Source organism: Neorhizobium sp. P12A (assembly GCF_008365395.1).
Taxonomy (GTDB): Bacteria; Pseudomonadota; Alphaproteobacteria; order Rhizobiales; family Rhizobiaceae; genus Rhizobium.
In genome coordinates, this window is the sequence record NZ_QOVX01000002.1 from 556,369 (window position 1) to 579,680 (window position 23,312).

Genomic DNA, 23,312 nt, shown 5'->3' on the forward strand with positions numbered 1-23,312 from the left:
GTCACCACTGACCAAAGCGTGTGTAGATTGGGATAGCCGCCAATAGATAAATCTTCGACCGGCAATAACCGAAGGAGTATTTATGGTGAGCCTGTTCGAATCTCAATGGCTGGGCGGTACCGTTCAGCTGAAGAACCGTATCGTCATGCCGCCCATGACACGCACGCGGACATCCGATGGCGACGTCCCCAATGCACTGATAGCCACCTATTACGGGCAAAGAGCCACTGCCGGCCTGATTGTCGCTGAGGTAGCCGACGTTGCCCCATCCAGCAAAGGCTACGCCAAGACGCCCGGCCTCTATACGGATGCTCAAATACAGGGCTGGCGTCTTGTGACCGATGAAGTGCATCGCAAAGGCGGCACGATATTTTCGCAGATATGGCATGTTGGCAGAATGGCGCATCCGTCGCTCATGCCAAACGGCGAAGCCCCTTGGGGCGTGACCGAGCAGCCGGCCGAGAATTCGGATGTGTTTGCCCACGATGCCGAGGGCAAGTTGGGCTACATGCGCGCAGGCAAGCCGCGACGCCTCGAAACGGAAGAAGTATCGGCCCTGGTCGACACCTTTGCCCAGGCCTTCGCCAACGCGCGGCTAGCCGGTTTCGACGGGGTCGAACTGCATGCAGCCAACGGCTATTTGTTGGAGCAGTTCATGAACTCGGCCCTCAACACGCGCACTGACCGCTACGGAGGCCGTAGCGTGGAGGATCGCACGCGGCTCCTGATGGAAGTTGTCGACGCGGCGGTGCGTGAGCTGGGTCCCGGGCGAGTTGGCGTTCGCCTCTCACCCTTCGGCTATTTCAACTCCATGCCCGAGGACCCTCTCGCCGAGGAGACACTGCTCTACGTTTCCAAGCAACTGGGTCGCCGTGGTGTCGCATACATTCACCTGCTCTACGAACTGATGCCCACGGGCAATATGGAGACTGCCGAGTTCGAAAAGCACCACATCGACCACGCCGTGCTTGCCAAGGTTCGGGCGGCGTTTCCGGGCACAATCATCTGGTGCGGCGGCTTCACCAGCCGCGAGCAGGCTGAGGACGCGCTGGGCACCGGTCTGGTGGACATGATCGCCTTCGGCAGGCCTTATATCGGAAACCCGGATCTCGCCGAGCGTCTTAGGCATGGCTGGCCGCTGGCCGTGGCGGATCGGTCGAGCTATTACACCCGACGCGGTGAGGTGGGTTTCACGGACTTCCCGGTCTATTCGGGCGATAGCGCCGTGCAGGGCGCAGCCTGACCGCAGGATGAAGCTTGCGTTCGGGCCGGATAAATCCGCCGACGTCTGCTGATTACTGACATTTGCTGGCGAATCCCTGCTCAGGGGTTCGCGAAATCGAAGCGGCTACCGCCACATCCCTCTCATGCGGGCGCCGACGTCAACGCGGACCTGGCGTGCCTGGGCGATAGCAGCGGATTCCGAGCTGACTTTCGGCCAGCCGCAGACCTCGAAGAACTGCAGCAGCGTCGCCGGAATGAAGCGGGTGCGTGAGGCGTAGACATGCCGGTCGCCCTGCGCATTCTGTCCGTGGGTGAAGAAGCGCTGCGGAGCGACAAGATGCAGGCTGTCTTTTGCCCGCGTCATGGCGACATAGAGCAGCCGGCGTTCTTCCTCGATCTCGCTGGACGAGCCGACCGCGAGATCGGCCGGGATGCAGCCGTCGACGACGTTGAGCATGAAGACCTTTGTCCATTCCTGGCCCTTGGCGGAATGGATGGTCGAGAGGATGAGGTAGTCCTCGTCGAGCAGCGGAACGCCGGCCTGGTCGCTGGTGGCGTCGGGCGGGTCGAGCGTCAGCTCGGTGAGGAAGCGTTCGCGCGAGGCATAGCCGGCGGCGATCTGCTCCAGCTGGATCAGGTCGGCAAGCCGCGTTGAAGCATCCTCGTGCATGCGCTCCAGATGCGGCTCATACCATTGCCGCACCAGCCCGATTTCCGCCGGCCAGCCGGCCTTGCCACTCTTCACCTCCTGCAGGGTCGAAACGAAGGCGGTCCAGTCGTCGCCCGTGCGTGGTGGAGCGGGAATATCTGACAGAGCCGCAAGCGGGCTCGGCTCTTCGCCCATGCGATCGAGGACGCGCTGGGCTGTCGAGGGGCCTACGCCCGGCAGCAGCTGCATCAGCCGGAAGCCGGCGACGCGGTCGCGCGGGTTCTGGGCAAAGCGCAACGCGGCCAGCATGTCCTTCACATGAGCGCTGTCGAGGAATTTCAAGCCGCCGAATTTGACGAAGGGAATATTGCGGCGAGTGAGCTCCACTTCCAGCGGCCCGCTGTGATGCGATGCGCGGAAAAGCACGGCCTGTTGTTTCAGCCGGATGCCTTCCTCGCGGTGATCGAGCACCATGTCGGCGACATAGCGCGCCTGGTCCGTCTCGTCGCGCACCGTCACCAGTCGTGGCCGCTCGGCCGACTGCCGCTCGGTGCGCAGGTTTTTGGTGAAGCGTTCCGAGGCAAGGTCGATGACGGCATTGGCGGCAGCCAGGATCGGCTGCGTCGAGCGGTAGTTGCGATCGAGCGTCACGACATTGGCCGCAGGCGTGAACGAGGTCGGAAAATCGAGGATGTTGCGCACCGTTGCCGCACGGAACGAATAGATCGACTGCGCGTCGTCACCGACGACGGTCAGGCCCTGGCCATCAGGCTTCAGCGCCATCAGGATCGAGGATTGTAGCCGGTTCGTGTCCTGATACTCATCGACCATGACGTGATCGAAGCGGCCGCCGATATCCTCTGCGATCAGCGGCTCCTGCATCATGTGCGACCAGTAGAGCAGCAGGTCGTCGTAATCGAGAATGTTCTGAGCCTGCTTGGCCTCGACATAGGCGGCGAAGAGATCGCGAAGCTGCTTTTCCCAGGTGGCGCACCAGGGAAAGGCATGGCGCAGGATCTCTTCCAACGCCGCTTCCGAATTGACGGCGCGCGAGTAGATGGCGAGGCACGTTCCCTTCGTGGGGAAACGGCTTTCCGTCTTGGAGAAGCCGAGATCGTGCCGCGCAAGGTTCATGAGATCGGCGCTGTCTTCCCGGTCATGGATGGTAAAGGCGGGGTCGAGACCGATCTGTTCGGCATAGTCGCGCAGCAGCCGCGCTCCGATGCCGTGGAAAGTGCCGCTCCAGGAGAGCGCATCGGCCATGATGCCGGCATTCGGTCCGAGCACCTGTGCACAGATCCGCTCGACGCGCCGTCCCATCTCGGCAGCCGCGCGGCGGGAAAAGGTCATCAGCAGGATGCGGCGTGGATCGGCGCCCTTGAGGATCAGGTGCGCGACGCGGTGGGCGAGCGTATTGGTCTTGCCCGAACCTGCACCGGCGATGACCAGCAGCGGTCCGGCAACATGCTGCCCCTCGATCCCGGTGCCGTGCTCGACAGCCATGCGCTGTTCCGGGTTCAATTTTTCCAGGTAGGCCGCGCTCATCATTTCTCCTGACCGGCTGGATGGTCGACCCCGATGGAAGCCGCAGAAAAGCGAATCAGCCCTTTAGTGCATAGGAATGTTCGACGAATGTTCCAGAATAATCAAAGCTGTCAAGAAGGCCGCGTGGTTTGACGCGGCGCAACAATGGAACGTGAGGGGGAATTACATACGTTTACAACGCGACTTGGACAGGATAGCCTTACATTCCGTTGGACTGTCGACCGCAAGGGACGCTTCCGCATGAACGACACTATCGCAGTTGGACTGCGCCAGCCCGAGGGGCCGGTCGCGCTGCTGGATGGACGTATCGCTTTCGTTGAGCTGGAAGACAGTCGCCGTAGCTTGTCTCTCATTGAAAATGACGGTTCCCTGCGCGAAATCTGTCGCCCGGGTGGCAGACCGTCCGGGCTTGCGGTGGATGGTGACGGCTGCTTCTGGGTGGCCGGCGGCCCTGAAAATTCCGTCGTGAAAATATCGCCCGAAGGTCAGGTTCTGCAGACCATCGAGGGGGCTGCCGACGGCCCGTTTCTTTTTCCCCACGGCCTTGCCTTCGGTCCCGACGGCCTGCTTTACCTGACGGATTCGGGTGTCCGCGTTTCCGACCTTGTGGACGGCACGGATATCAGAGCCGATTTCATCGATGCTTCCTATAATGGCCGTGTCTACCAGATCGATCCGATTGAAGGACGGGTGCTGAGGGTCCTAGCGACGGGCCTCCTGCTCGCTAATGGCATCGCCTTCGATGCGGAAGGGCTGCTGTATTACAGCGAGACGCTGACGGGAAATATCTATCGCCAGATCGTTGGCGGACGTCAGGAAGTATTTGCCCATCTGCTGCAATCGCCAATCACGGATCAGTTGAAGGGGCCATGCGGCATAGCCTTCGACCGCAACGGAATTCTCTATTGCGCCATGTATGGGCAGGGGGAAATTTCGCTAGTCGATCAAAGCGGTAAGATGATTGGTCACATCAGGACCAACGGCGCGCGGCCAGGCAATATCGCTTTTGCGCCTGACGGCAAATACGCCGTCATCACGGAACAGGAGCACGGCGCGATCGAGCGAATTCCCGTACCCCGTCCGGGCTTGCCGTTGCACATGCCTTCCCTGGACTGACACCCGGCGAGAAGCCGGAGGAGCGTGCCCGGATGCCGGGCACGCCATTCCCATCAAACTGCCGTTATTCCGCAGCCGGGATCTGCTTTGTATCCTTCGCAGCCTTGGCCTCGGTCGGCTTTTCGTCGTTTGCCGCGGCGGAATGGCTCGCATGGCGGCGACGCCAGTCACCGAGGAAGAGCAGAATCGGCGCTGCGATGAAGATCGACGATGCGCCGGCAACGAGGATGCCGAAGGCCATCGGGATCGCGAAGCTCGATACTGCGCTGCCGCCCCAGATCGCCATCGGCAATAGCGAGAGGAAGGCCGTGGCGTTGGTGTAGAGGCTTCGCGCCAGGGTCTCGTTGATCGACTTGTCGATGATCTCGCGCAGCGGCATCGACTTGTAGAGACGCATGTTTTCACGCATGCGGTCGTAGACGACGACCTTGTCGTTGACAGAATAGCCGACCATCGTCAGGAGAGCGGCGATCGCCGTCAGGTTGAAGTCCAGACCGGTGATGGCGAAGAAGCCAACCAGTTTGGTAACGTCGAGCACCAACGTCGCGATGGCGCCGACGGCAAACGGCCATTCGAAGCGGAACCAGATGTAGAACAGCATCGCAAAGCTTGCGATGACGACCGACAGGATACCCGCCCAGGCAAGTTCGCCCGAAACCTTCGGACCGATGACATCGGTGCCTTCGACCGTCGCCGTCGGATCGATCTTCGCGACTTCGGCCTTCAGCTTGGTCACTGCAGCTGTCTGGGCTTCTTCACCGCCGTCCTGACGCTGGGCGCGGACGAGGATGCTGTTCTTGTCGCCGAAGGACTGCAGCGTGATTTCGCCGAGGCCGAGCGTGTCCAGGCCCTCGCGGAACTTAGCAAGATCCGCCGCGTCCTGGGTCTTGACCGACATCTGGATGCCGCCGCGGAAGTCGACGCCATAGTTCAGGCCCGGATGGATGAACAGGATGATGGAGGCGATCGACAGGAGCGCCGAGACGCTGACGCCGAAAAAGCGCGCCTTCATGAAGTTGATGTGCTTGTCATAGGGGCTGAAGGGGATCAGCGGCCTGATGTTGAGCACCTTCAGCTTCATGCGGCGGGTGATGCCGATCATCGCGACGCGCACGAAGGCAACCGAGGTGAACATCGAGATGATGAGGCCGAGACCCATTGTCACGGCGAAGCCGCGAACCGGGCCGGAGCCGAAGTAGAACAGGATGCAGGCGGCGATCAGCGCCGTCATGTTGCCGTCGATGATGGTCGAATAGGCCCGGCGGAAGCCGGTATCGATGGCCGCAAAGGCGCTCTTGCCCTTGCGCGTTTCTTCGCGGATGCGTTCGTTGATGAGAACGTTCGCGTCGACTGCGAGACCGATGCCGAGAACGACACCGGCGATGCCAGGCAGCGTCAGCGTCGCACCGACGAGTGTCAGGGCCGAGAAGGTCAGGATCGTGTGGATGAGCAGGGCCACGTTGGCCAGGATGCCCCACGTTCCGTAGAGAACGAAGATGAAGAGGGCGACGAGGACAAAACCGACGATGCCGGAATAGATGCCCATCTTGATCGCATCGCTGCCGAGGTCGGCGCCGACGGTGCGTTCTTCGATGACGGTGAGCTTGGCGGGCAGGGCGCCGGCGCGCAGCAGGGCTGCGAGCGTGGTGGCGCTGTCGGCCGTGAAGCTGCCGGAAATCTGGCCGGAACCGCCGGTGATCGGCTCGCGGATGACAGGCGCGCTCAGCACCTTGTTGTCAAGCACGATGGCGAAGGGCTTGCCGACATTCTGGCGGGTGATCTCGGCAAAGCGGTTCGCACCGGCGCTGTCGAAGCGGAAGGTGACGAGCGGCTCATGCGTATTCGGGTCGAAGCTGACGCGGGCATCCGACAGACGGTCGCCGGAAAGTTCGACGCGGTCGAGCACCGGATAGCTGTTGCCCTTTTCGTCCTTCATGACGGTAACGCCAGGACCCGGATTGTTGAGGTCGCCCGTATCGGCCAGCATATGGAAGGACATCTTGGCGGTCGAGCCGAGCAGTTCGCGCAGGCGGCTGGGGTCCTGGGTGCCCGGAAGCTGGACGAGGACGCGGTTGCTGCCGATGCGCTGGATAGTCGGTTCTGCAACGCCCACCTGGTCGACGCGCTGGCGAATGACTTCAAGGCTCTGCTGCACGGCGGAATCGACGTTCGCGGCGATACCGGCCGGCGAAAACGCAACGGTCACAGCACTACCGTTCGGCGTGATCGTCAGATCGGACTGACCGGCGCTGAGGCCTGTGGTAACCGGGTTCGCGAGAGTCTTGAGCTGCTCGATGGCAGCATCGCTCTGCGACGGGTCGTTCAGGGTGACGACGATCTGGTCCTTGTTGAGGATGATCGACTTCGTCTGGATGTTCTTCTCGCGCAGGACGCGGCGAGAATCCTGGAGCAGCGTCTGCAGCCGCTCATGGGTCAGATCGTTCTGGTCGACTTCGAGAACGAGGTGGGAACCACCGCGAAGGTCGAGGCCGAGGGAGACCTGGTTATGCGGCAGCCAGGCCGGGATACGGTCTAGCGTCGACTGCGGAAGCACGTTCGGCAGGGCGATGAAGAGGCCAAGCACGATGATCACCGTATAGGTGAGCACCAGCCATGGTGAGGTGCGCATGTTGTTAATCCTTCAATACGCTTGTGCCAGCGATACTGTCGCTGGCGGCGTTGTCTGTCGTCATGTCTGAAATGCGCCGCATGGGGCGCGCACGTAAGCTCAGCCTACGAAAACCGGCGGCGCGCGCGCCAGATAGGCACGCGACGGAATGGAGGCCGTCGGGGAGGCATCGGCATAGTCATGGGCCGATGCGGGAGGGTTGAGAAGCGAAAGCGAGGGCGGCGCGGGAAGCAGCGCGCTCGCGCCCTCATGCCACGTTCCCTTCGGCGCTGCGTCGCGCTCAGCAGCAACAATGCCGCGCGCCGTATCGCGTAGCGACAGATAGAGCGGCTGGGTGCTCTTGCCGGCTGCAAAGGAGCTCGTCTCGGTGTTGAGGGCCGCTCCAAACCCGCCGCCAAGCGCAAAGCCGATATAGGCGAAGAAGGCGACGACGAGCGATGCGATCACCCGCGGCACGGCGCGGGGCGTCTCATGGCTGTCCATCTCTTCGCTATCGGCAAAGCCGGGTTCGAACGGATCCAAGGGTTGAAGCGACCTTATTCTTTTGCGGAAACGGTGACCGGTTCATCCTCCATGATACCAGCCCGTCCCTCATCTTCATAGTGCGGCCTGTCATGATGCACTTGAGCGAGCCGGTCAACCATGCCCATTGCAATTTCTCGCTCGCCCATGATTACGGTATCGGCGCCGTAGCGCTTCAATTCTTCAACCTCCGCGTCGGAATGTGCCCGCGCTACGATCAATATCGAGGGATTGATCGCGCGTGCGCGTTCGGTCACATGGCATGCCTCGAAGGCATTCGGAATGGCGACCACGAGGCTTCGGGCGGCGGCGATATTGGCATAGGCAAGGACCTCGGCCAGTGCCGCATTGCCCGATATGGCCTCGATGTGGCTATCTCGCAACTCGGCGATCCGCTTGTCCGAATCCTCGACGACGACGAAGGGCGTACCCGACGATCTCAGGCTCTGGCCGACGATGCTGCCGACCCGTCCATAGCCGATCAGGACGACATGACCGGAAAGCATGGTGGGATGAGGTTCGTCTGCTGTGGTTTCCGCATGAGCAGGGGTGGCCGGCGCACTTTCCGTACCGCTCACGGTATCCGGGACAGCTTCGGCTTCCAGATCGTGCCGTGCGATGCCTCTCTTCTCGAGACCTTGCTTCAGCCGGTCACAAATGAAGAAGATCAGCGGGTTCAGGATGATCGAGATGATCGCACCGGCGAGGATCAGGTCGCGGCCTTCGGGTGGCAGCAGGCCGAGATCGACGCCCAACGCCGCCAGGATGAAGGAGAATTCGCCGATCTGGGCAAGGCTCGCGGAGATCGTCAGTGCGGTGCTAAGCGGCTTGCGGAAGGCAAGCACGATAACGAAGGCAGCCACCGACTTGCCGATAACGATGATGAAGACTGTCGCAAGCAGCGTCACCGGATCGTTGACGATGATGTTCGGATCAAACAGCATGCCGACGGAAACGAAGAAGAGCACGGCGAAAGCGTCGCGCAGCGGCAGGCTCTCCTGGGCGGCGCGATGGCTGAGTTCGCTTTCGGCAAGCACCATGCCGGCGAAGAAGGCGCCAAGCGCCAGCGAGACGCCGAAGAGCTTGGATGCGCCGAATGCGACGCCGAGCGCGATCGCCAGTACGCCGAGGCGGAACAGTTCGCGCGACCCGGTATGGGCGATGCGATGCATCGTCCAGGGAATGACGCGGCGACCGAAAACCAGCATCAGCGCGACGAACAGCACCACCTTCAAAAGCGTCATGCCGATGATGCCGCCGATGCCGAGGTCCAGGCCAAGCATCCGGTTGAGAGCTGCCGACAGCGGCTCGACGGCCCCGTGCCCATCGCCTGAAATGCTGGCGGCAGCCGGGATGAGCACCAGCGCCATCACCATGGCAAGGTCTTCGACGATCAGCCAGCCGACGGCGATCTTGCCGCGATCGGTTTCGACGAGGCGCCGTTCTTGCAGCGCTTTCAGCAGGACGACGGTCGAGGCGACCGAGAGCGCCAGGCCGAAGACGAGGCTGCCGCCGGTCGACCAGCCAAGGATCTCGCCGAGACCCCAGCCGAGCAGGGTGGCAAAGGCGATCTGCACGATCGCGCCGGGAACGGCGATACCGCGTACGGAGAGCAGATCCTTCAGCGAGAAATGCAGGCCGACGCCGAACATCAGAAGGATGACGCCGATTTCCGCGAGCTCCGGCGCAAGGTTCTGGTCGGCGACATAACCGGGCGTATGCGGCCCGACCAGCACGCCGGCGATGAGATAGCCGACCAGGGGCGGCAGCTTCAGCCGGTTGGCGATGGCGCCGAAGATGAATGCCAGCACTAGACCGCCAACAATCGTTGAAATCAGAGGCGTGTCATGCGGCATTGAATTCTCCCCGAAGCTTGAGACCGTTCTGACATATGATTTTCGCGGCCCACTTGAAGTGGTGGCCGTTCATTCATTCGGCTGACGCTGTCTCCGAGGGAGGGGCGAGACAGGTCGGTGTTACGCGATAGGCATAGAGTGTCTTGCCGCGCATATAACCGAATTCCGGCTTCCATGTCTTGACCATTTCGTCCGCTCCTGCAGAGCATTCGAACGGCGAGGTCGAGACATATAGGACATTACCGCCCGTATTTGCTGGAAGCGGAAAGTTCTGCTCATAGTAGCTTGACGGGAAACCGCCGAGATTGCGGGCATAGATATGATAGGGCTTGCCCTTCAGCGTATAGAAGAGGTCGGCAAGAATATCGCGATCCTGGGCGACGATCGTGTCGAGATGCGCGTCGTTCGCAATACCCGCGATGTCAAGGCTGATCGCGCTGCGGCCCATATAGCGCTTCATCACGAGATCGCCATTGGGCAGCTTCAGGTCTGCGGCAAAGACGGTGAGGATGGGCAGGAGCACCGCCGGAATGCCGTTGATGATGACGGAGGTGACCAGCCCGCGCTTCGTTGCGCGCAGCAACCAGACCGCCAGGATCGTGCCGGCGACATAGGCTGTGACTGCCCAGTTGGCATAGGCCTTGGCGAAGAAGGCCTGCAGGGTGATTAGGATGACCACGGGCATGGATAGCCAGACGAGCAGCGTTTCCCTGTCGTTTGCCTCGCCGCGGATCATCCGCCAGGCGCCCCAGAGCATGGCAAAGAAGACGATGGGACCGACGACGCCGAATTGCGCCAGGAAGAATTCGATGGCGCCAACGAGATGAAGCGTCGAGCCGCCGCCCTTGCCGCCACTCCAATGCGCAATGCTTTCCGTATGGCGCACCGTTGCAATATCATGCGTCAGGTTCCACCAGAGGTTCGGTGAGACGATGATGGCGCCGGCAATGGCTGCAATCAGGCAGTCGCGCCAGGATATACGCGCCGAAGGCATGAGGATCATCGCGACCGCAACGCCGGGCAGCATGAACAGGATCGAATATTTCGTCATGAAGGCGAGGCCGAGGCTGGCGCCCAGCAGCAGAGCTTCGATGACGGATGCGCGCTTGTTGAGGCCGAGGAACGCCCATATCGCAATGGCGACGAAAAGGATCTGGATCGTATCCGTAGAGACCAACGTCGACGACAGGGAGACCGCCGGCAGCGTGATGAAGGTCACGCCGACCCAGGCCGCGATCTCCTCCCAGCCGAGGCGGCGGGTGATGCGCATCAGCATCAAGGCTGTCGCCATGTGGAACAGCGGCGCCGAAAGGCGGATCCAGAAGGTCGAGTCCGATCCGGAGATCGCATTGAAGAAGCGGATCACCCAGGCGATGATCGGCGGCTTGGAATAATAACCAAAATCGAGGTTCTGGCCCCAGAACCAGTATTGTGCCTCATCCAGAAACAGGTCGGTCCTGTTGAAATGGAGCATAACCACACGCCAGAGCGTGACGGAAAACACGATCGCAAGACCAAATCGAAGCGACAGGGTCCTGTTACTTGCGTCGGTATAGGAGAGGCTGGTCATCTGCACTCGATCTGGCGGCGGTTCGATGGTGGCCTTCATAGGCAACTATTGCGCCCGGCGCCAGCCCATCGCCTAGCAGATGGCAAATGTATCGGCACGTCCGCGGCGCGCAGATGAAGCGTGGTTATGAAGGCTTGGTGTCGCCTATTGCGGGAGGAGGTCAGAGAACTCTGAGGACAGCCTTGTCGCGGCTGTCGAGGCGCGCCAGAAACGCAATCGCAAACAGCGTCATGCCGGCGATCAGTGAAGCGCTCATGCCAAGAACAATCATTGCTCTTCCTTAACTGCTTTGTGCATTCTCTTCTTGCCGATCTATAGCGCCAAGCTTGCTTGTGACTTGCGCCTATTCTGCAACGGCAAGAATACCGGTCATTAGAAAAAAGCAATTTAATTCAAAAGCGAACGGCGGTGTCGTCTTATTAACCTTCAAGCAAGGAATTAACCATAAACATTGCACTACACGTCGGAATGGGAAGCTGTTGCTCGTTCCCACCAGGCATGAAGCCGCCACCGTCGTACCGGGTAGGTCCGGTATCTATTTCATCAGATAGTTCCAGGAACAGATTTTGGTGAATGAGCGGGCTTTTGCCTGCCGGCGGCAGCGTGTCGCCAGCAGCGTGCGTGTCTCCTTTCGCTATCGTTTTGCTTAAACTGGATAATTTTGTTTCGCCGGGCGTTTTGCGCGGCATTTCGGTGGGGACGGCATTGGCGCAGGATTCGCCATCAGATCAGGCACAGCGGGCGCAGGCAGGCAGCCTTCGCGACCGCCTGCGTTTTGCCGGTCTCGATGCCGAGCAGTGCGAGATGGTTCGCCGTCATCGCCCCATGCTGCAGGCGCAGCTGAAGGAAGGCCTGCGCGATCTCTTCCACCGCTTCCAATCCTTTCCGGACGCATCGCGAAATTTTTCGAGCGAACGCCAGGTCGAGCGCCTTCATGATCTGCAGTCCTCCCATTGGGATGTGCTGACTGACGCCCGCTTCGACAGCCTCTATGCCGAGCGGGTGAAGATCCTTTCGGATTCGGAAAGCAAGATGGGCCTCGACCCGCGCTGGCACGTCGCCGGTCATGGTATCGTGCTCGAGCATCTGCTGTCCGGTCTTCTGGAGGAGATGGGCGGTCGGGCGATCCTTCCGGGCACCAAGCGCCGGGCTCGCGAACTTGGCGAGCTCATGGCGGCTGTCGTCCGGCTGGTCATGGTCGACATCGAGATTGCCGTCTCCCTGCGCTTCAATCAGTTGCGCGTCAGTCATCAGCGTGCACTCGCCGAGCAGCGTCAGACGGATCAGGCTGATATCGGTCACATCTTCGGCGATGTGATCCGGGCTCTCGCCGAACGCGATCTGACCGCGCGCGTGACGAACGAAGTACCGGAGGCCTATTCGGGCCTGGTTGAAACCCTCAACGGCGCGCTCGATGATATCCAGACGGAATTTACCGCTCTCGGCGGACGGGTCCGGGCTGCTGAAGCTGCGACAGGCACTATCGCCCGCGACAGCCGCAACCTTAGCGAAGCATCCACCGATCATTCCCGGCAGCTTCAGGCTTCCGCCAAGCGCCTGGAAGGCCTGGCCCAGCAAGTTCGCGGCAATGCCGTCAGCACGCGTTCCGCTGAAAAAGCCGTCGCCTCGACACGCATCGCTGCCGAACAGAGCGGCCATGTCGTCGGTCAGGCGATCACCGCCATGGCGGATATCGAATCTTCTGCCGAGAAAATCGGCCAGATCATCGGCGTCATCGACGAGATCGCCTTCCAGACCAATCTCCTCGCGCTGAACGCCGGCATCGAGGCAGCGCGCGCCGGCGACTCCGGCCGCGGCTTCGCCGTCGTCGCGCAGGAGGTGAGGGCGCTTGCCCAGCGTTCCGCCGATGCCGCCCGCGAAATCAAGACGCTGGTGACGGGCACCAAGGCGCAGGTCGATTCAGGCGTGCAGATGGTCGGCCGCACCCAGGAGGCCATCGGCAGCATCGTGCGCCAGGTGGCCGACATCAACGAGGCCATTTCGGGCATAGCCAGCGCCACCGACGGCCAGGCGCTAGACCTTCAGACCGTGACTGATGACGTGGGCGCCTTGAGCGAGCGCGTGGCAGGCACCAGCACGCTGGCTGCCCGTTCCGGCGAGGGCGCCGATCATCTCCACACGGTCATTCTCGAACTCGGCCAGACGATCCGGGAATTCCGCGTCGCCCGCGAGAAGCAATATGCAAGCGACGGTCCGGCGCAGCGCAGGATGGACACCGTGGCATCCCTGCCGGCCTTGGAGCGCAATGTTCCGGCACAGATTACCGGCGATGCCGAGGAAATGGATGAATTCGACTTCCCGCTCTACTCGGCAGCCGCTGGAGGCGGGCGGAATGTTTACTGATGCACTTTATCTTATGCATACGCAGGCGCTGGGGCCTGAAACCAACAGACAAGGAATGAAGTAATGGCGAGCAGGAAAGGCGAGAAGTCGATCAGTCTGGCTACGGTGCTGGACCTCAATGAGGCCTCGACGCTTCGCAGCAAGTTGATGGGGCTTCGCGGCAGCAATGTCGTGATCGACGCATCGGGCGTCGAGAAGGTCGGGGCTCTGTGCGTTCAGGTCCTCATGGCCGCCGCCAAGACCTGGGATGAAGACAAGCTGTCCTTCACCTTCACGAAGGTATCGGACGCATTTCACAAAACGATGCAGCTGATCGGCATCAATATCGATCATCTGCTTGCCAAGGAGATCCGGCAATGAAGAAGAGAGTGCTTACCGTGGATGATTCACGGACGATCCGTAACATGCTTCTCGTTACGCTCAACAATGCAGGTTTCGAGACCATCCAGGCGGAAGACGGCGTTGAAGGCCTCGAAGTTCTCGAGGAGAGCAATCCTGACGTCATCGTGACCGACATCAACATGCCGCGTCTCGACGGCTTCGGCTTCATCGAGGGCGTTCGCCGCAACGACAAGTACCGCGCGATCCCGATCCTGGTCCTGACGACGGAGAGCGATGCCGAGAAGAAGAACCGCGCGCGCCAGGCTGGTGCGACCGGCTGGATCGTCAAGCCCTTCGACCCGGCCAAATTGATCGATGCCATCGAGCGTGTAACCGCTTAAACAGGATTTTTTCCTATGGATATGAACGAAATCAAAGAGATCTTCTTCCAGGAGTGCGAGGAGCAGCTCGCGGAACTGGAATCCGGTCTCCTGAAAATGAATGACGGAGACCGCGATCCGGAAACCGTCAATGCCGTGTTCCGTGCCGTTCATTCCATCAAGGGTGGAGCTGGTGCATTCGGTCTGGATGATCTGGTCTCCTTTGCCCATGTCTTCGAGACCACTCTCGATTGCGTTCGTTCCAACAAGCTTGAGCCGACCCAGGATGTCCTGAAGGTCATGCTCAAGGCTGCCGATGTGCTTGCCGACCTGACAAACGCTGCCCGTGACGGCGGCAGCGTCGATGAGTCGAGAAGCCGCGGCCTGGTCAAGGAACTCGAGGCACTCGCCCATGGCGAAATGCCCGCTCCCTCGGCCCATGCAGAAGCGCCTGCACCCAAGCCTGCCGCCGCTCCCAAGGCTGCAGCGTCGGCACCCGTGGTCGTAAAGGCAGCGCCCGCTCCGACAGACGATAGCGGCTTCCAGCCGATACCTTTCACCTTCGATGAATTCGACGGTGCCGAGGACGTTCATCCCGAGCTTCCGCAGTTCGAAATCAGCTTCAAGCCGCGCGCCGATCTCTATTCGAAGGGCAATGACGCCACTCTGCTGCTGCGCGATCTTTCGCGCCTCGGCGAGATGAGCATTCGCTGCGACATGGATGCCCTGCCTGGCCTCGACCAGCTGGATCCGGAAGCGGCCTATTTCAAGTGGGCGATTTCCATCAAGACCGACAAGGGCGAAGACGCTATCCGAACCGTCTTCGAATTTGCAGAATGGGATTGCGAACTCGAGATCCATCCGGCCGAGGACGTGATCAGCGATGACAGCGGCAACGACGAGCTGCCGATGATCCCGGTTCCGTTCGATCTCTCCGCATTGGACGACGAGCCCGCGCCGGCCGAGGCCGCCGATGAGCCGAAGAGGAGAAGCGATGCGGCAGAAGCCGTCGCAGCAGCGGAAACAGCAAGCAATGTCACGCAGCTTGCCGCCGCTGCCTCCCGTGCCGAAAAGAAAGAGCCGAGCGCAGCCGCCGCTGCTGCCGCCGCACAGAACAATGCCGCCGCCAACAGCGCCGGCCAGACGATCCGCGTCGATCTCGATCGCGTCGACCGCCTGATCAACCTCGTCGGCGAGCTTGTTATCAACCAGGCGATGCTCTCGCAGAGCGTCATCGAGAACGACACGACCGGTACCTCATCGATCAACATGGGTCTCGAGGAGCTGCAGCAGCTCACCCGCGAGATCCAGGACTCGGTCATGGCCATCCGCGCACAGCCTGTGAAGCCCGTCTTCCAGCGCATGTCGCGTATCGTTCGCGAAATCGCCGACATGACGGGCAAGTCGATCCGCCTCATCACCGAAGGTGAAAACACCGAAGTCGACAAGACGGTCATCGACAAGCTGGCCGAGCCGCTGACCCACATGATCCGCAACGCTGTTGACCACGGCGTTGAGAGCCCGGAAAAACGCACCGCGCTCGGCAAGAATCCCGAAGGTACGGTTCGCCTGACGGCAAAGCATCGTTCCGGCCGCATTCTAATCGAACTTGCCGACGACGGCGCCGGCATCAACCGCGAAAAGGTCCGGCAGAAGGCGATCGACAACGACCTGATCCCTGCCGACGCCAACCTGACGGACGAGGAAATCGACAACCTGATCTTCCTGCCGGGCTTCTCCACGGCCGACAAGATCTCCGATATTTCCGGCCGCGGTGTCGGCATGGACGTCGTCAAGCGCTCGATCCAGGCACTCGGCGGCCGTATCAACATCACCTCGAAGCCGGGCCAGGGTTCCGTCTTCACGATGAGCCTGCCGCTGACGCTCGCCGTTCTCGACGGCATGGTGGTAACGGTTGCCGGCCAGACGCTGGTCGTGCCCTTGACCGCGATCGTGGAAACTCTCCAGCCGGAAGCCGCTGCGATCCATTCCTTCGGCGCAAACCATCGCCTGATCTCGATCCGCAACTCCTTCTGCCCGCTGGTCGATGTCGGCCGGATCCTGAATTTCCGCGCCACCCAGGCCAACCCTGTCGAAGGTGTGGCGCTCCTGGTGGAATCGGAAGGCGGCGGTCAGCGCGCTCTGATGGTCGATGCCATCCAGGGCCAGCGCCAGGTCGTCATCAAGAGCCTCGAAGCGAACTACACCCACGTTCCGGGCATCGCTGCTGCAACCATTCTCGGCGACGGGCGTGTGGCGCTCATCCTCGACGTGGACGCGGTTGTCGCTGCCTCGCGCGGTCAGTCGCTGAAGGCCGAAATGTCTTACGCAGCAGCGGGATAAGGTAATGTCGTACGCCGTCAAGAATTTGATCCAGGGTGCCCGCGAGCTGATTGCGTTTCGCATCGGCGACCAGGAATTCTGCGTCGACATCATGTCGGTACGCGAAATCCGGGGCTGGACGCCGGCAACCGCCATGCCGCATGCGCCATCTTACATGAAGGGTGTCATCAACCTTCGCGGCGAGGTGCTGCCGATCATCGATCTGTCCCTGAGGCTGGGCATGCAACCCGCCGAGCCTTCCCCCCGGCACGTCATTATCGTCGCCCAGGTCAAGCGCCAGTCGGTCGGCCTGCTGGTCGAGGCGGTCTCCGACATACTGACCATCACCGAAGAAAACATTCAGCCGACGCCGGAGATTTCTTCCGATCTGCAAAAGAGGTTCGCACGCGGCATTCTGGCGATCGATCGCCGGATGATCTGTCTCGTCGAGCTCGAGGCCCTGTTCCCGGATATTGAAAGCGAGGCTGCATGAGCTTGATGGGAGCAAAGGATCTGCTGGGTTCCGACGAGGTCCTCGCCAGCGGTGAATATCCGCTGACGCGCCGTGATCTGTCCGAAATCGCGGCGATGATCTATGCGGATGCCGGCATTTCGCTGAATGAATCGAAGGCCTCGCTGGTCTATTCGAGGCTTTCCAAGCATATCCGCAGCCTCGGACTCTCGGGCTTCCGGGAATATTGTTCTCTCGTATCGTCGCCGGCCGGCGCTGGCGCCAGACGCGAGATGCTGTCGCATCTGACGACGAATTTCACGCGCTTCTTCCGCGAAAACCATCATTTCGAGCACCTGCGCAACGAGGTGCTGCCGGACCTTCTGGCAAGGGCAAGAAGCGGCGGTCGGGTCCGCATATGGTCGGCTGCCTGCTCGGATGGGCAGGAGCCCTATTCGATCGCGCTCACCGTCCTGTCGTTGATGCCGAACGCCGCGGACTATGATTTCCGCATCCTGGCAACGGATATCGATCCGAAGATCCTTGGTCTTGCCCGCGCCGGCGCCTATGACGAGGGCTCGCTGGAAACCGTGTCGCCTGCCATGCGCAAGCAATGGTTCCAGGAAGTCCAGGTACAAGGGCGTCGCAAGTTCCAGGTCGACGATCGCGTCAAGCGCCTGATTACCTTCAACGAATTGAACCTGATGGCGCAATGGCCATTCAAGGGCAATTTCGACGTCATCTTCTGTCGCAACGTCGTCATCTATTTCGACGAGCCTACGCAGATGAAGATCTGGTCCCGTTTTGCCGGCCTGCTGCCGGAAGGCGGTCACCTCTACATCGGTCATTCCGAGCGCGTTTCGGGAGATGCCAAGCATCTCTTCGACAATATCGGCATCACCACCTATCGCTATACCGGCAAAAATTCAGGGAGAAGAGCATGACGGCTCCTGCCCGAGTCCTAGTTGTCGACGACTCACCGACGATGCGCGGTCTTATCACCGCTGTCCTGAGTTCCGACCCCGATGTCGATGTTATCGGCCAAGCCGGCGACGCCATGGAAGCGCGCGCCGCCATCAAGCAACTCAACCCGGATGTGGTCACGCTCGATATCGAGATGCCCAACATGAACGGTCTGGAGTTCCTGGAAAAAATCATGAAGCTCCGGCCGATGCCGGTCATCATGGTCTCGACCATGACGCATCGCGGCGCAGAGGCGACGCTTGCGGCGCTTGAAATCGGCGCCTTCGATTGCGTCGGCAAGCCGGCTCCGGGCGACCGGAACCCCTTCGGCGATCTTGCCGACAAGGTGAAGGCCGCCGCCCGCTCGCAGCGTCAATATCAGCGCGCTCCTTCAGTAGAGGCACCGGCGGCGCCACCCGTCGCGGATTTCCGGGTGGGACGCAAGATCGTGGCGATCGGCTCGTCGACCGGCGGCGTGGAAGCGCTGATCGCGGTTCTTCAGAAATTCCCGGCGAACTGCCCGCCGACCGTCATTACCCAGCATATGCCGCCGACATTCACCAAGAGCTTTGCCGAACGTCTCAATCGCCTCTGTGCGCCTGTTGTCCAAGAAGCGACCGATGGCGCGCGGCTTGAGATCGGCAAGATCTATCTGGCACCGGGCGGCGAGCGTCACTTGCAGGTCGCAAATGCGTCCGCACCCCATTGCCGACTTATCGAGAAGGAGCCGGTGAACGGCCATCGTCCTTCGGTCGACGTCCTCTTTGACTCCGTTGCAGAACTCGCTGGTCGAAACGCCGTAGGCGTTATTTTGACCGGTATGGGACGCGATGGGGCCGCTGGCCTGCTCAAAATGCGTCATTCCGGTGCGAGAACTGTGGGTCAGAACGAAAAAACGTGCGTTGTTTACGGAATGCCAAGGGTTGCGTACGAACTTGGCGGCGTTGAGCAGCAGCTTCCGCTGAATGCCATCGGAGATGAAATACTGAAAATGACAGCCGCCCGAAAGGAGAGCGAGTAATGTCTCTTGCGGAGAAAATTAAAGTTCTAATCGTCGACGACCAGGTCACCAGCCGTCTTCTGCTGAGTGATGCGCTGACACAACTGGGTTTCAAACAGATTACCGCAGCTGGCGACGGTGAGCAGGGCATGAAGATCATGGCCGAGCAGCCCCACCATCTGGTCATCTCGGATTTCAACATGCCGAAGATGGATGGCATCGTCTTTCTGCAACATGTTCGGGCCAATCCGGCGACCAAGAAGGCGGCTTTCATCATCCTGACGGCGCAGGGCGATCGTGCCCTGGTGCAAAAGGCGGCTCAGCTGGGCGCAAACAATGTCCTGGCCAAACCTTTCACCATCGAAAAGATGAAGGCCGCCATCGAGGCCGTGTTCGGAGCATTGAAATGATCACCGATAGTGCAGCTCGACGCATGCACATCATTCAAGGCGAGTATAAGGTCGTCAGTGAAGACGTCGTCCTGACGACTATTCTCGGCTCGTGCGTAGCTGCATGTCTGCGTGATCCCATCGCCGGTGTCGGCGGTATGAACCATTTCTTGCTGCCCGGAAACGCCGCAACGCCGATGACCGGCGGTGACGCGACGCGCTATGGCGTCCATCTGATGGAATTGCTGATCAACGGACTTTTGAAGAAGGGCGCGCGCCGTGACCGCCTGGAGGCAAAGATCTTCGGTGGAGCGAAGACGATTGCGACCTTCTCCAACGTTGGTGAGCAGAACGCAGCCTTCGCTGTGCAGTTCCTGAGGGACGAAGGCATTCCCGTCGTCGGATCGAGCACCGGCGGGGAACATGGGCGCAAGATAGAATACTGGCCGATGTCGGGCCGTGCACGGCAATATCCGTTGACCGGCGCCGAAACGCAGAAAACCGTGGCCCTCGAACAGCGCCCGGTCTTTGCGCCGAAACCTGCAGAGAATACGATCGAATTTTTTTAAGGCGCGAGGATTATTTTATGAACATTGTCCCGCATACCGAGCCGGCATCCGGAGACGAGGCTCTGCCCGCCATCCTGATGCGTATCGTTTCGGAATTGCACGATGTCGCATACCTGATCGAGCGGATCGAGCCTCAGCTGATCGAGCTTGGCGGTCCCAGCATATTTGAAGCACCGGAATCCATGAAGGTCATGCAGGGTATCGATCTTGCAGTGCAAAAGACGCGCGGGATTGCAGAGTTCATCGATACGATCACCGGAGGCATTCCCGATGGCTGGATGGTCGATGTCACGACCGCTCTCAGCCTGGTGAAGCTTGCCGAAATGCAGAAGGCCCTTGCGGGCGGTCTGCGCCATGGTCATTCGCAGCCACTGGGCAAGGCAGCCGGTGATTTCGACTTTTTCTGATCGTCTCTGGGCAGTCTGATCGCCCGGTCTCAAGTCCGCCCGGTGGCGGATCATCTATGAAATAGCAGCGGTTTTTCGGTTTTGTCCGGTTCGGACGAAACGCTCGCACAAGTTTCGCCCACTAGTTTCGCTGCAGGGCACAAAGCCATTTTTGTCTTTGACGAAACGTGCGAGAACAGAATGAATCTGTTAAATCAATTACTTCAGGTCGTTAAGAACCTTCAGAATCTAGGGCGAACAAAGCTTATGATTCTGGGCGGCGTTGCAGTCGTCTCTATCGCCGTGGTCCTCGGGGCCGCTTTCTTCGTCAACAAACCCGCTCAAGAAACCCTCTATGTCGGATTGGAAAAGGCTGACCTGAACCAGATCAGCATGGTTCTTGCCGAAAACAATATCGACTTCCAGGTCGGTACTGATGGTTCAAGCGTTACCGTTCCGGCCGGCACGACAGGCAAGGCCCGTCTCCTTCTCGCCGAGCGCGGATTGCCGAACAGCACCAATGCCGGCTACGAACTCTTCGACAATGTCGGTTCGCTCGGCCTCACATCCTTCATGCAGGAAGTGACCCGCGTGCGTGCGCTGGAAGGCGAGATCGCCCGCACGATCACCTCGATCAATGGCATCTCATCTGCCAGGGTGCATCTCGTCATGGCGGATGCGGGCAATTTCAGGACGCCCAATCAGAAGCCGACGGCTTCCGTCATGATCCGGGCAAGTGCTGCGGCCGGCCAGAGGGCCGCGCAGTCGATCAGGCATCTTGTCGCCTCCGCCGTACCCGGGCTTGCCGTCGACGACGTGACGATCCTCGATTCCACCGGCCAGCTTCTGGCCTCGGGCGATGATCCGAGCAACAGCCAGCTCAACCGCAATCTCGGCGTCGTGCAGAACGTGCAGAGCGACATTGCAGCCAATATTGACAAGGCCCTGGCGCCTTTCCTTGGCGCGGACAACTTTCGCTCCAGCGTAACCGCGCAGCTGAATACGGACACCCAGCAGACGCAGGAAACCAAGTACGATCCCGATTCCAAGGTCGAGCGCTCCGTTCGCACGAGCAAGGAAAACTCGCAGTCGCAGCAGAACCAGTCCGACACGGCCGCAACGGTCGAGCAGAACGTTCCGCAGGCGGCTCCGCAGGCGGGCGGCGGTGGACCGCAGTCGAAAGACCAGTCCAACAAGCAGGACAACCAGACCAACTACGAAATCAACAGCACGACGGTTGCGACGGTTCGCAACGGCTACAAGATCGACAAGCTGTCCATCGCTGTCGTCGTCAACAAGGGCCGCCTCGCAAAGATGGTCGGCGAGCCTGCCGACCAGGCAAAGATCGACGCCTATCTGGCCGAGATGCAGAAGATCGTCGCATCCGCTGCCGGTGTCGATACGTCTCGCGGCGACGTCGTGACCGTCAATGCGATGGACTTCCTCGACGACCAACTGCTGAGCGACAATGCTTCCGGCCCGTCGATCATGCAGATGTTGAGCAGCAATCTCGCAGGCATCATCAACTCGGCCGCCTTCGTGGTCGTGGCATTCCTGATCGTCTGGATGGGCTTCCGTCCGCTGATCCGCTCGATCCGCGGTGGTGCGGCGGCAGGAGAGGCTCTGCCGGAAGCAGCCGGCCTCGAACTCCCGGATTTCGCACCGGCAGGCGGCGGCCCTGGCGCAGCACTGATGGACGGCTTCGGCTCCGACTTCGGTTTCGACAGCACCGACGATCTGCTGACGATGGGCGACGACGACGGCAGCTTCAACCGCCGCCTCAAGGAAGGCCCGGAACGGCGCCTCGCGCGCATGGTGGAAATGAGCGAGGAACGCGCAGCGAAAATCCTTCGAAAATGGGCGGTCGATGCCGCAGCGTGATGAAAAAGGGCCGGGATTTCCCGGCCCTTTTTATTTGTGCCGGGGGATTCGTCGGTTGCCCGAAGTAAATTCTCGGAATTTTCTCGCGATGAGAGCCCTGTGGAGCCCCCCAGACCCGCTCTTTCCCTATTACCGCGTCGTGGATGGACGAAGGGCAGGCCTTGAATTCCATTGCTGCTGGTGAAGAATCAACCTAATATCATCATACCTATTGTGGCGAATGCGATATTTGGTGCGAATCGCAGGCACGAAATGCAATTTTCGTAAACTCCCAAAAAGTGGAGATGCGGACTCATAATCGGATGATTACAATCTTAGTGATTCTAGCGAATGCGAAAATGCTCCGTCCCGCATGAATATGGGGTGGTTAAGTCCTGGTCGAGCAATGCTCAGGTTTGACGTTAATCGTTTAACAGCTGCAGGAAGTGCAAATGGACATGCAGATATTGCAGGCGAGCAAGAGCGATAAGGAGGCCGCTGTTTTGGCCGCTTCCGGAAAGGCGTTGTCGCGTGAGCAGCTCATCCTGCGGCTGACCGAGATTGCTGGTTCCGAGCATCTGCAGTCCGGACTTTGCGCCTTGACCGACTACGTTGGCGCCTCGCATTACCTTCTGGTTCGCTGCGACCTCATACAGGAGAGCGGTCTCGATTTCGTGGTCTCCTCGGATTGGCCTTTCGATCTCGTCCGGCGGCTGGCGTCGGAGCTTGTCAGTGGCTATATCCGCACAACCGAAATGGAAAAGTGCCTGCAGCTGTTCCAGCCGAATTTCGCAGGTCTTCCTGACGACGTCCTGCTGCCCGAGGGTGTCAGCAGGCAATATTGTTCGCTGACATTCAATGTCGGACGCACACGGCTCTCGCTGATGCTGCTTTTTCGCGAAGGCTTCATTCTGTCGCCGGAGCGGCTGCGCGATGTCGGGCTTCTCGCCGGATACTATTCGAGCTTCAATCGCTACGGCGAGACCAAGAGCGATCGCGACTTCGAGTTGACCGAGCGCGAGCTGGAATGTCTTTTCTGGATCGCGGAAGGAAAGACGAGCGACGAAATCGCGATGATCCTCGGCATCTCGCGCAACACGATCAACAACTATATCACCAGCGTCATGCGAAAGACGGCGACCAAGACGCGATCGGAAGCGATCGCCTTTGCGGTCAGAAATAATCTCGTTTAAAGG

Annotated in this window: 19 protein-coding genes; 14 read left to right on the forward strand and 5 right to left on the reverse strand. The window is 60.4% G+C overall.

Annotation, left to right across the window (positions count from 1 at the left end):
- The first annotated feature begins 82 nt into the window (after nt 1–82).
- A complete protein-coding gene (locus DTW90_RS08745; RefSeq protein ID WP_149337704.1) occupies nt 83–1,243 on the forward strand; it encodes an alkene reductase in 1,161 nt (386 codons plus the stop codon).
- Nucleotides 1,244–1,348: 105 nt separating this feature from the next.
- Here the strand turns inward: DTW90_RS08745 and DTW90_RS08750 are convergent, their stop codons facing one another.
- Entirely contained in the window at nt 1,349–3,418 is a 2,070-nt protein-coding gene (locus DTW90_RS08750) for an ATP-dependent helicase (RefSeq protein ID WP_149337706.1), read from the reverse strand.
- A 240-nt stretch (nt 3,419–3,658) separates the two neighbouring features.
- Between DTW90_RS08750 and DTW90_RS08755 the strand changes: the two genes are divergently transcribed.
- Nucleotides 3,659–4,534, forward strand: coding sequence for an SMP-30/gluconolactonase/LRE family protein (locus DTW90_RS08755; RefSeq protein ID WP_132521089.1), 876 nt, complete (start codon nt 3,659–3,661; stop codon nt 4,532–4,534).
- A 64-nt stretch (nt 4,535–4,598) separates the two neighbouring features.
- On the opposite strand, the gene secD is transcribed toward DTW90_RS08755, so the two are convergent.
- From secD to DTW90_RS08775, 4 genes are all read right to left on the reverse strand, one after another.
- Entirely contained in the window at nt 4,599–7,163 is a 2,565-nt protein-coding gene (gene secD / locus DTW90_RS08760) for a protein translocase subunit SecD (RefSeq protein ID WP_132521091.1), read from the reverse strand.
- Nucleotides 7,164–7,262: 99 nt separating this feature from the next.
- Complete coding sequence (locus DTW90_RS08765) at nt 7,263–7,685, reverse strand: hypothetical protein (protein ID WP_149337708.1); 423 nt, start codon at nt 7,683–7,685, stop codon at nt 7,263–7,265.
- Between the two features lie 14 nt (nt 7,686–7,699).
- Nucleotides 7,700–9,541 (reverse strand): YbaL family putative K(+) efflux transporter, encoded by a 1,842-nt coding sequence (gene ybaL / locus DTW90_RS08770; RefSeq protein WP_149337710.1) that lies wholly within the window; start codon nt 9,539–9,541, stop codon nt 7,700–7,702.
- 73 nt (nt 9,542–9,614) lie between these two features.
- Nucleotides 9,615–11,072, reverse strand: coding sequence for a glycosyltransferase family 39 protein (locus DTW90_RS08775; protein WP_188079924.1), 1,458 nt, complete (start codon nt 11,070–11,072; stop codon nt 9,615–9,617).
- Nucleotides 11,073–11,816: 744 nt separating this feature from the next.
- Between DTW90_RS08775 and DTW90_RS08780 the strand changes: the two genes are divergently transcribed.
- The 12 genes from DTW90_RS08780 to DTW90_RS08835 all read left to right on the forward strand — a co-directional run bounded on the left by DTW90_RS08780 (nt 11,817) and on the right by DTW90_RS08835 (nt 23,309).
- Nucleotides 11,817–13,475: a globin-coupled sensor protein gene (locus tag DTW90_RS08780; RefSeq protein WP_149337714.1), complete on the forward strand. Its 1,659-nt coding sequence runs from the start codon at nt 11,817–11,819 to the stop codon at nt 13,473–13,475.
- A gap of 63 nt (nt 13,476–13,538) precedes the next feature.
- A complete protein-coding gene (locus DTW90_RS08785; RefSeq protein ID WP_132521101.1) occupies nt 13,539–13,835 on the forward strand; it encodes an STAS domain-containing protein in 297 nt (98 codons plus the stop codon).
- Entirely contained in the window at nt 13,832–14,197 is a 366-nt protein-coding gene (cheY1, locus tag DTW90_RS08790) for a chemotaxis response regulator CheY1 (protein WP_132521103.1), read from the forward strand. The genes DTW90_RS08785 and cheY1 overlap by 4 nt, the downstream gene beginning before the upstream one ends.
- A 15-nt stretch (nt 14,198–14,212) precedes the next feature.
- Entirely contained in the window at nt 14,213–16,519 is a 2,307-nt protein-coding gene (locus DTW90_RS08795; protein WP_149337716.1) for a chemotaxis protein CheA, read from the forward strand.
- A 4-nt stretch (nt 16,520–16,523) separates the two neighbouring features.
- A complete protein-coding gene (locus DTW90_RS08800) occupies nt 16,524–16,991 on the forward strand; it encodes a chemotaxis protein CheW (RefSeq protein WP_132521107.1) in 468 nt (155 codons plus the stop codon).
- Complete coding sequence (gene cheR, locus DTW90_RS08805) at nt 16,988–17,893, forward strand: protein-glutamate O-methyltransferase CheR (RefSeq protein WP_132521109.1); 906 nt, start codon at nt 16,988–16,990, stop codon at nt 17,891–17,893. The genes DTW90_RS08800 and cheR overlap by 4 nt, the downstream gene beginning before the upstream one ends.
- Nucleotides 17,890–18,933, forward strand: coding sequence for a protein-glutamate O-methylesterase CheB (gene cheB / locus DTW90_RS08810; RefSeq protein ID WP_149337718.1), 1,044 nt, complete (start codon nt 17,890–17,892; stop codon nt 18,931–18,933). The genes cheR and cheB overlap by 4 nt, the downstream gene beginning before the upstream one ends.
- A complete protein-coding gene (locus DTW90_RS08815) occupies nt 18,933–19,322 on the forward strand; it encodes a response regulator (protein ID WP_132521113.1) in 390 nt (129 codons plus the stop codon). Before cheB ends, DTW90_RS08815 begins: the two co-directional genes overlap by 1 nt.
- Nucleotides 19,319–19,870, forward strand: a complete 552-nt coding sequence (gene cheD, locus DTW90_RS08820; RefSeq protein WP_149337720.1) for a chemoreceptor glutamine deamidase CheD — start codon at nt 19,319–19,321, stop codon at nt 19,868–19,870. Before DTW90_RS08815 ends, cheD begins: the two co-directional genes overlap by 4 nt.
- A 17-nt stretch (nt 19,871–19,887) precedes the next feature.
- Entirely contained in the window at nt 19,888–20,277 is a 390-nt protein-coding gene (locus DTW90_RS08825) for a hypothetical protein (protein ID WP_132521117.1), read from the forward strand.
- 180 nt (nt 20,278–20,457) lie between these two features.
- A complete protein-coding gene (gene fliF / locus DTW90_RS08830) occupies nt 20,458–22,137 on the forward strand; it encodes a flagellar basal-body MS-ring/collar protein FliF (protein ID WP_149337722.1) in 1,680 nt (559 codons plus the stop codon).
- A 431-nt stretch (nt 22,138–22,568) separates the two neighbouring features.
- On the forward strand, nt 22,569–23,309 hold the full coding sequence (locus DTW90_RS08835; RefSeq protein WP_149337724.1) for a helix-turn-helix transcriptional regulator: 741 nt from the start codon (nt 22,569–22,571) through the stop codon (nt 23,307–23,309).
- Nucleotides 23,310–23,312: the final 3 nt, after the last annotated feature.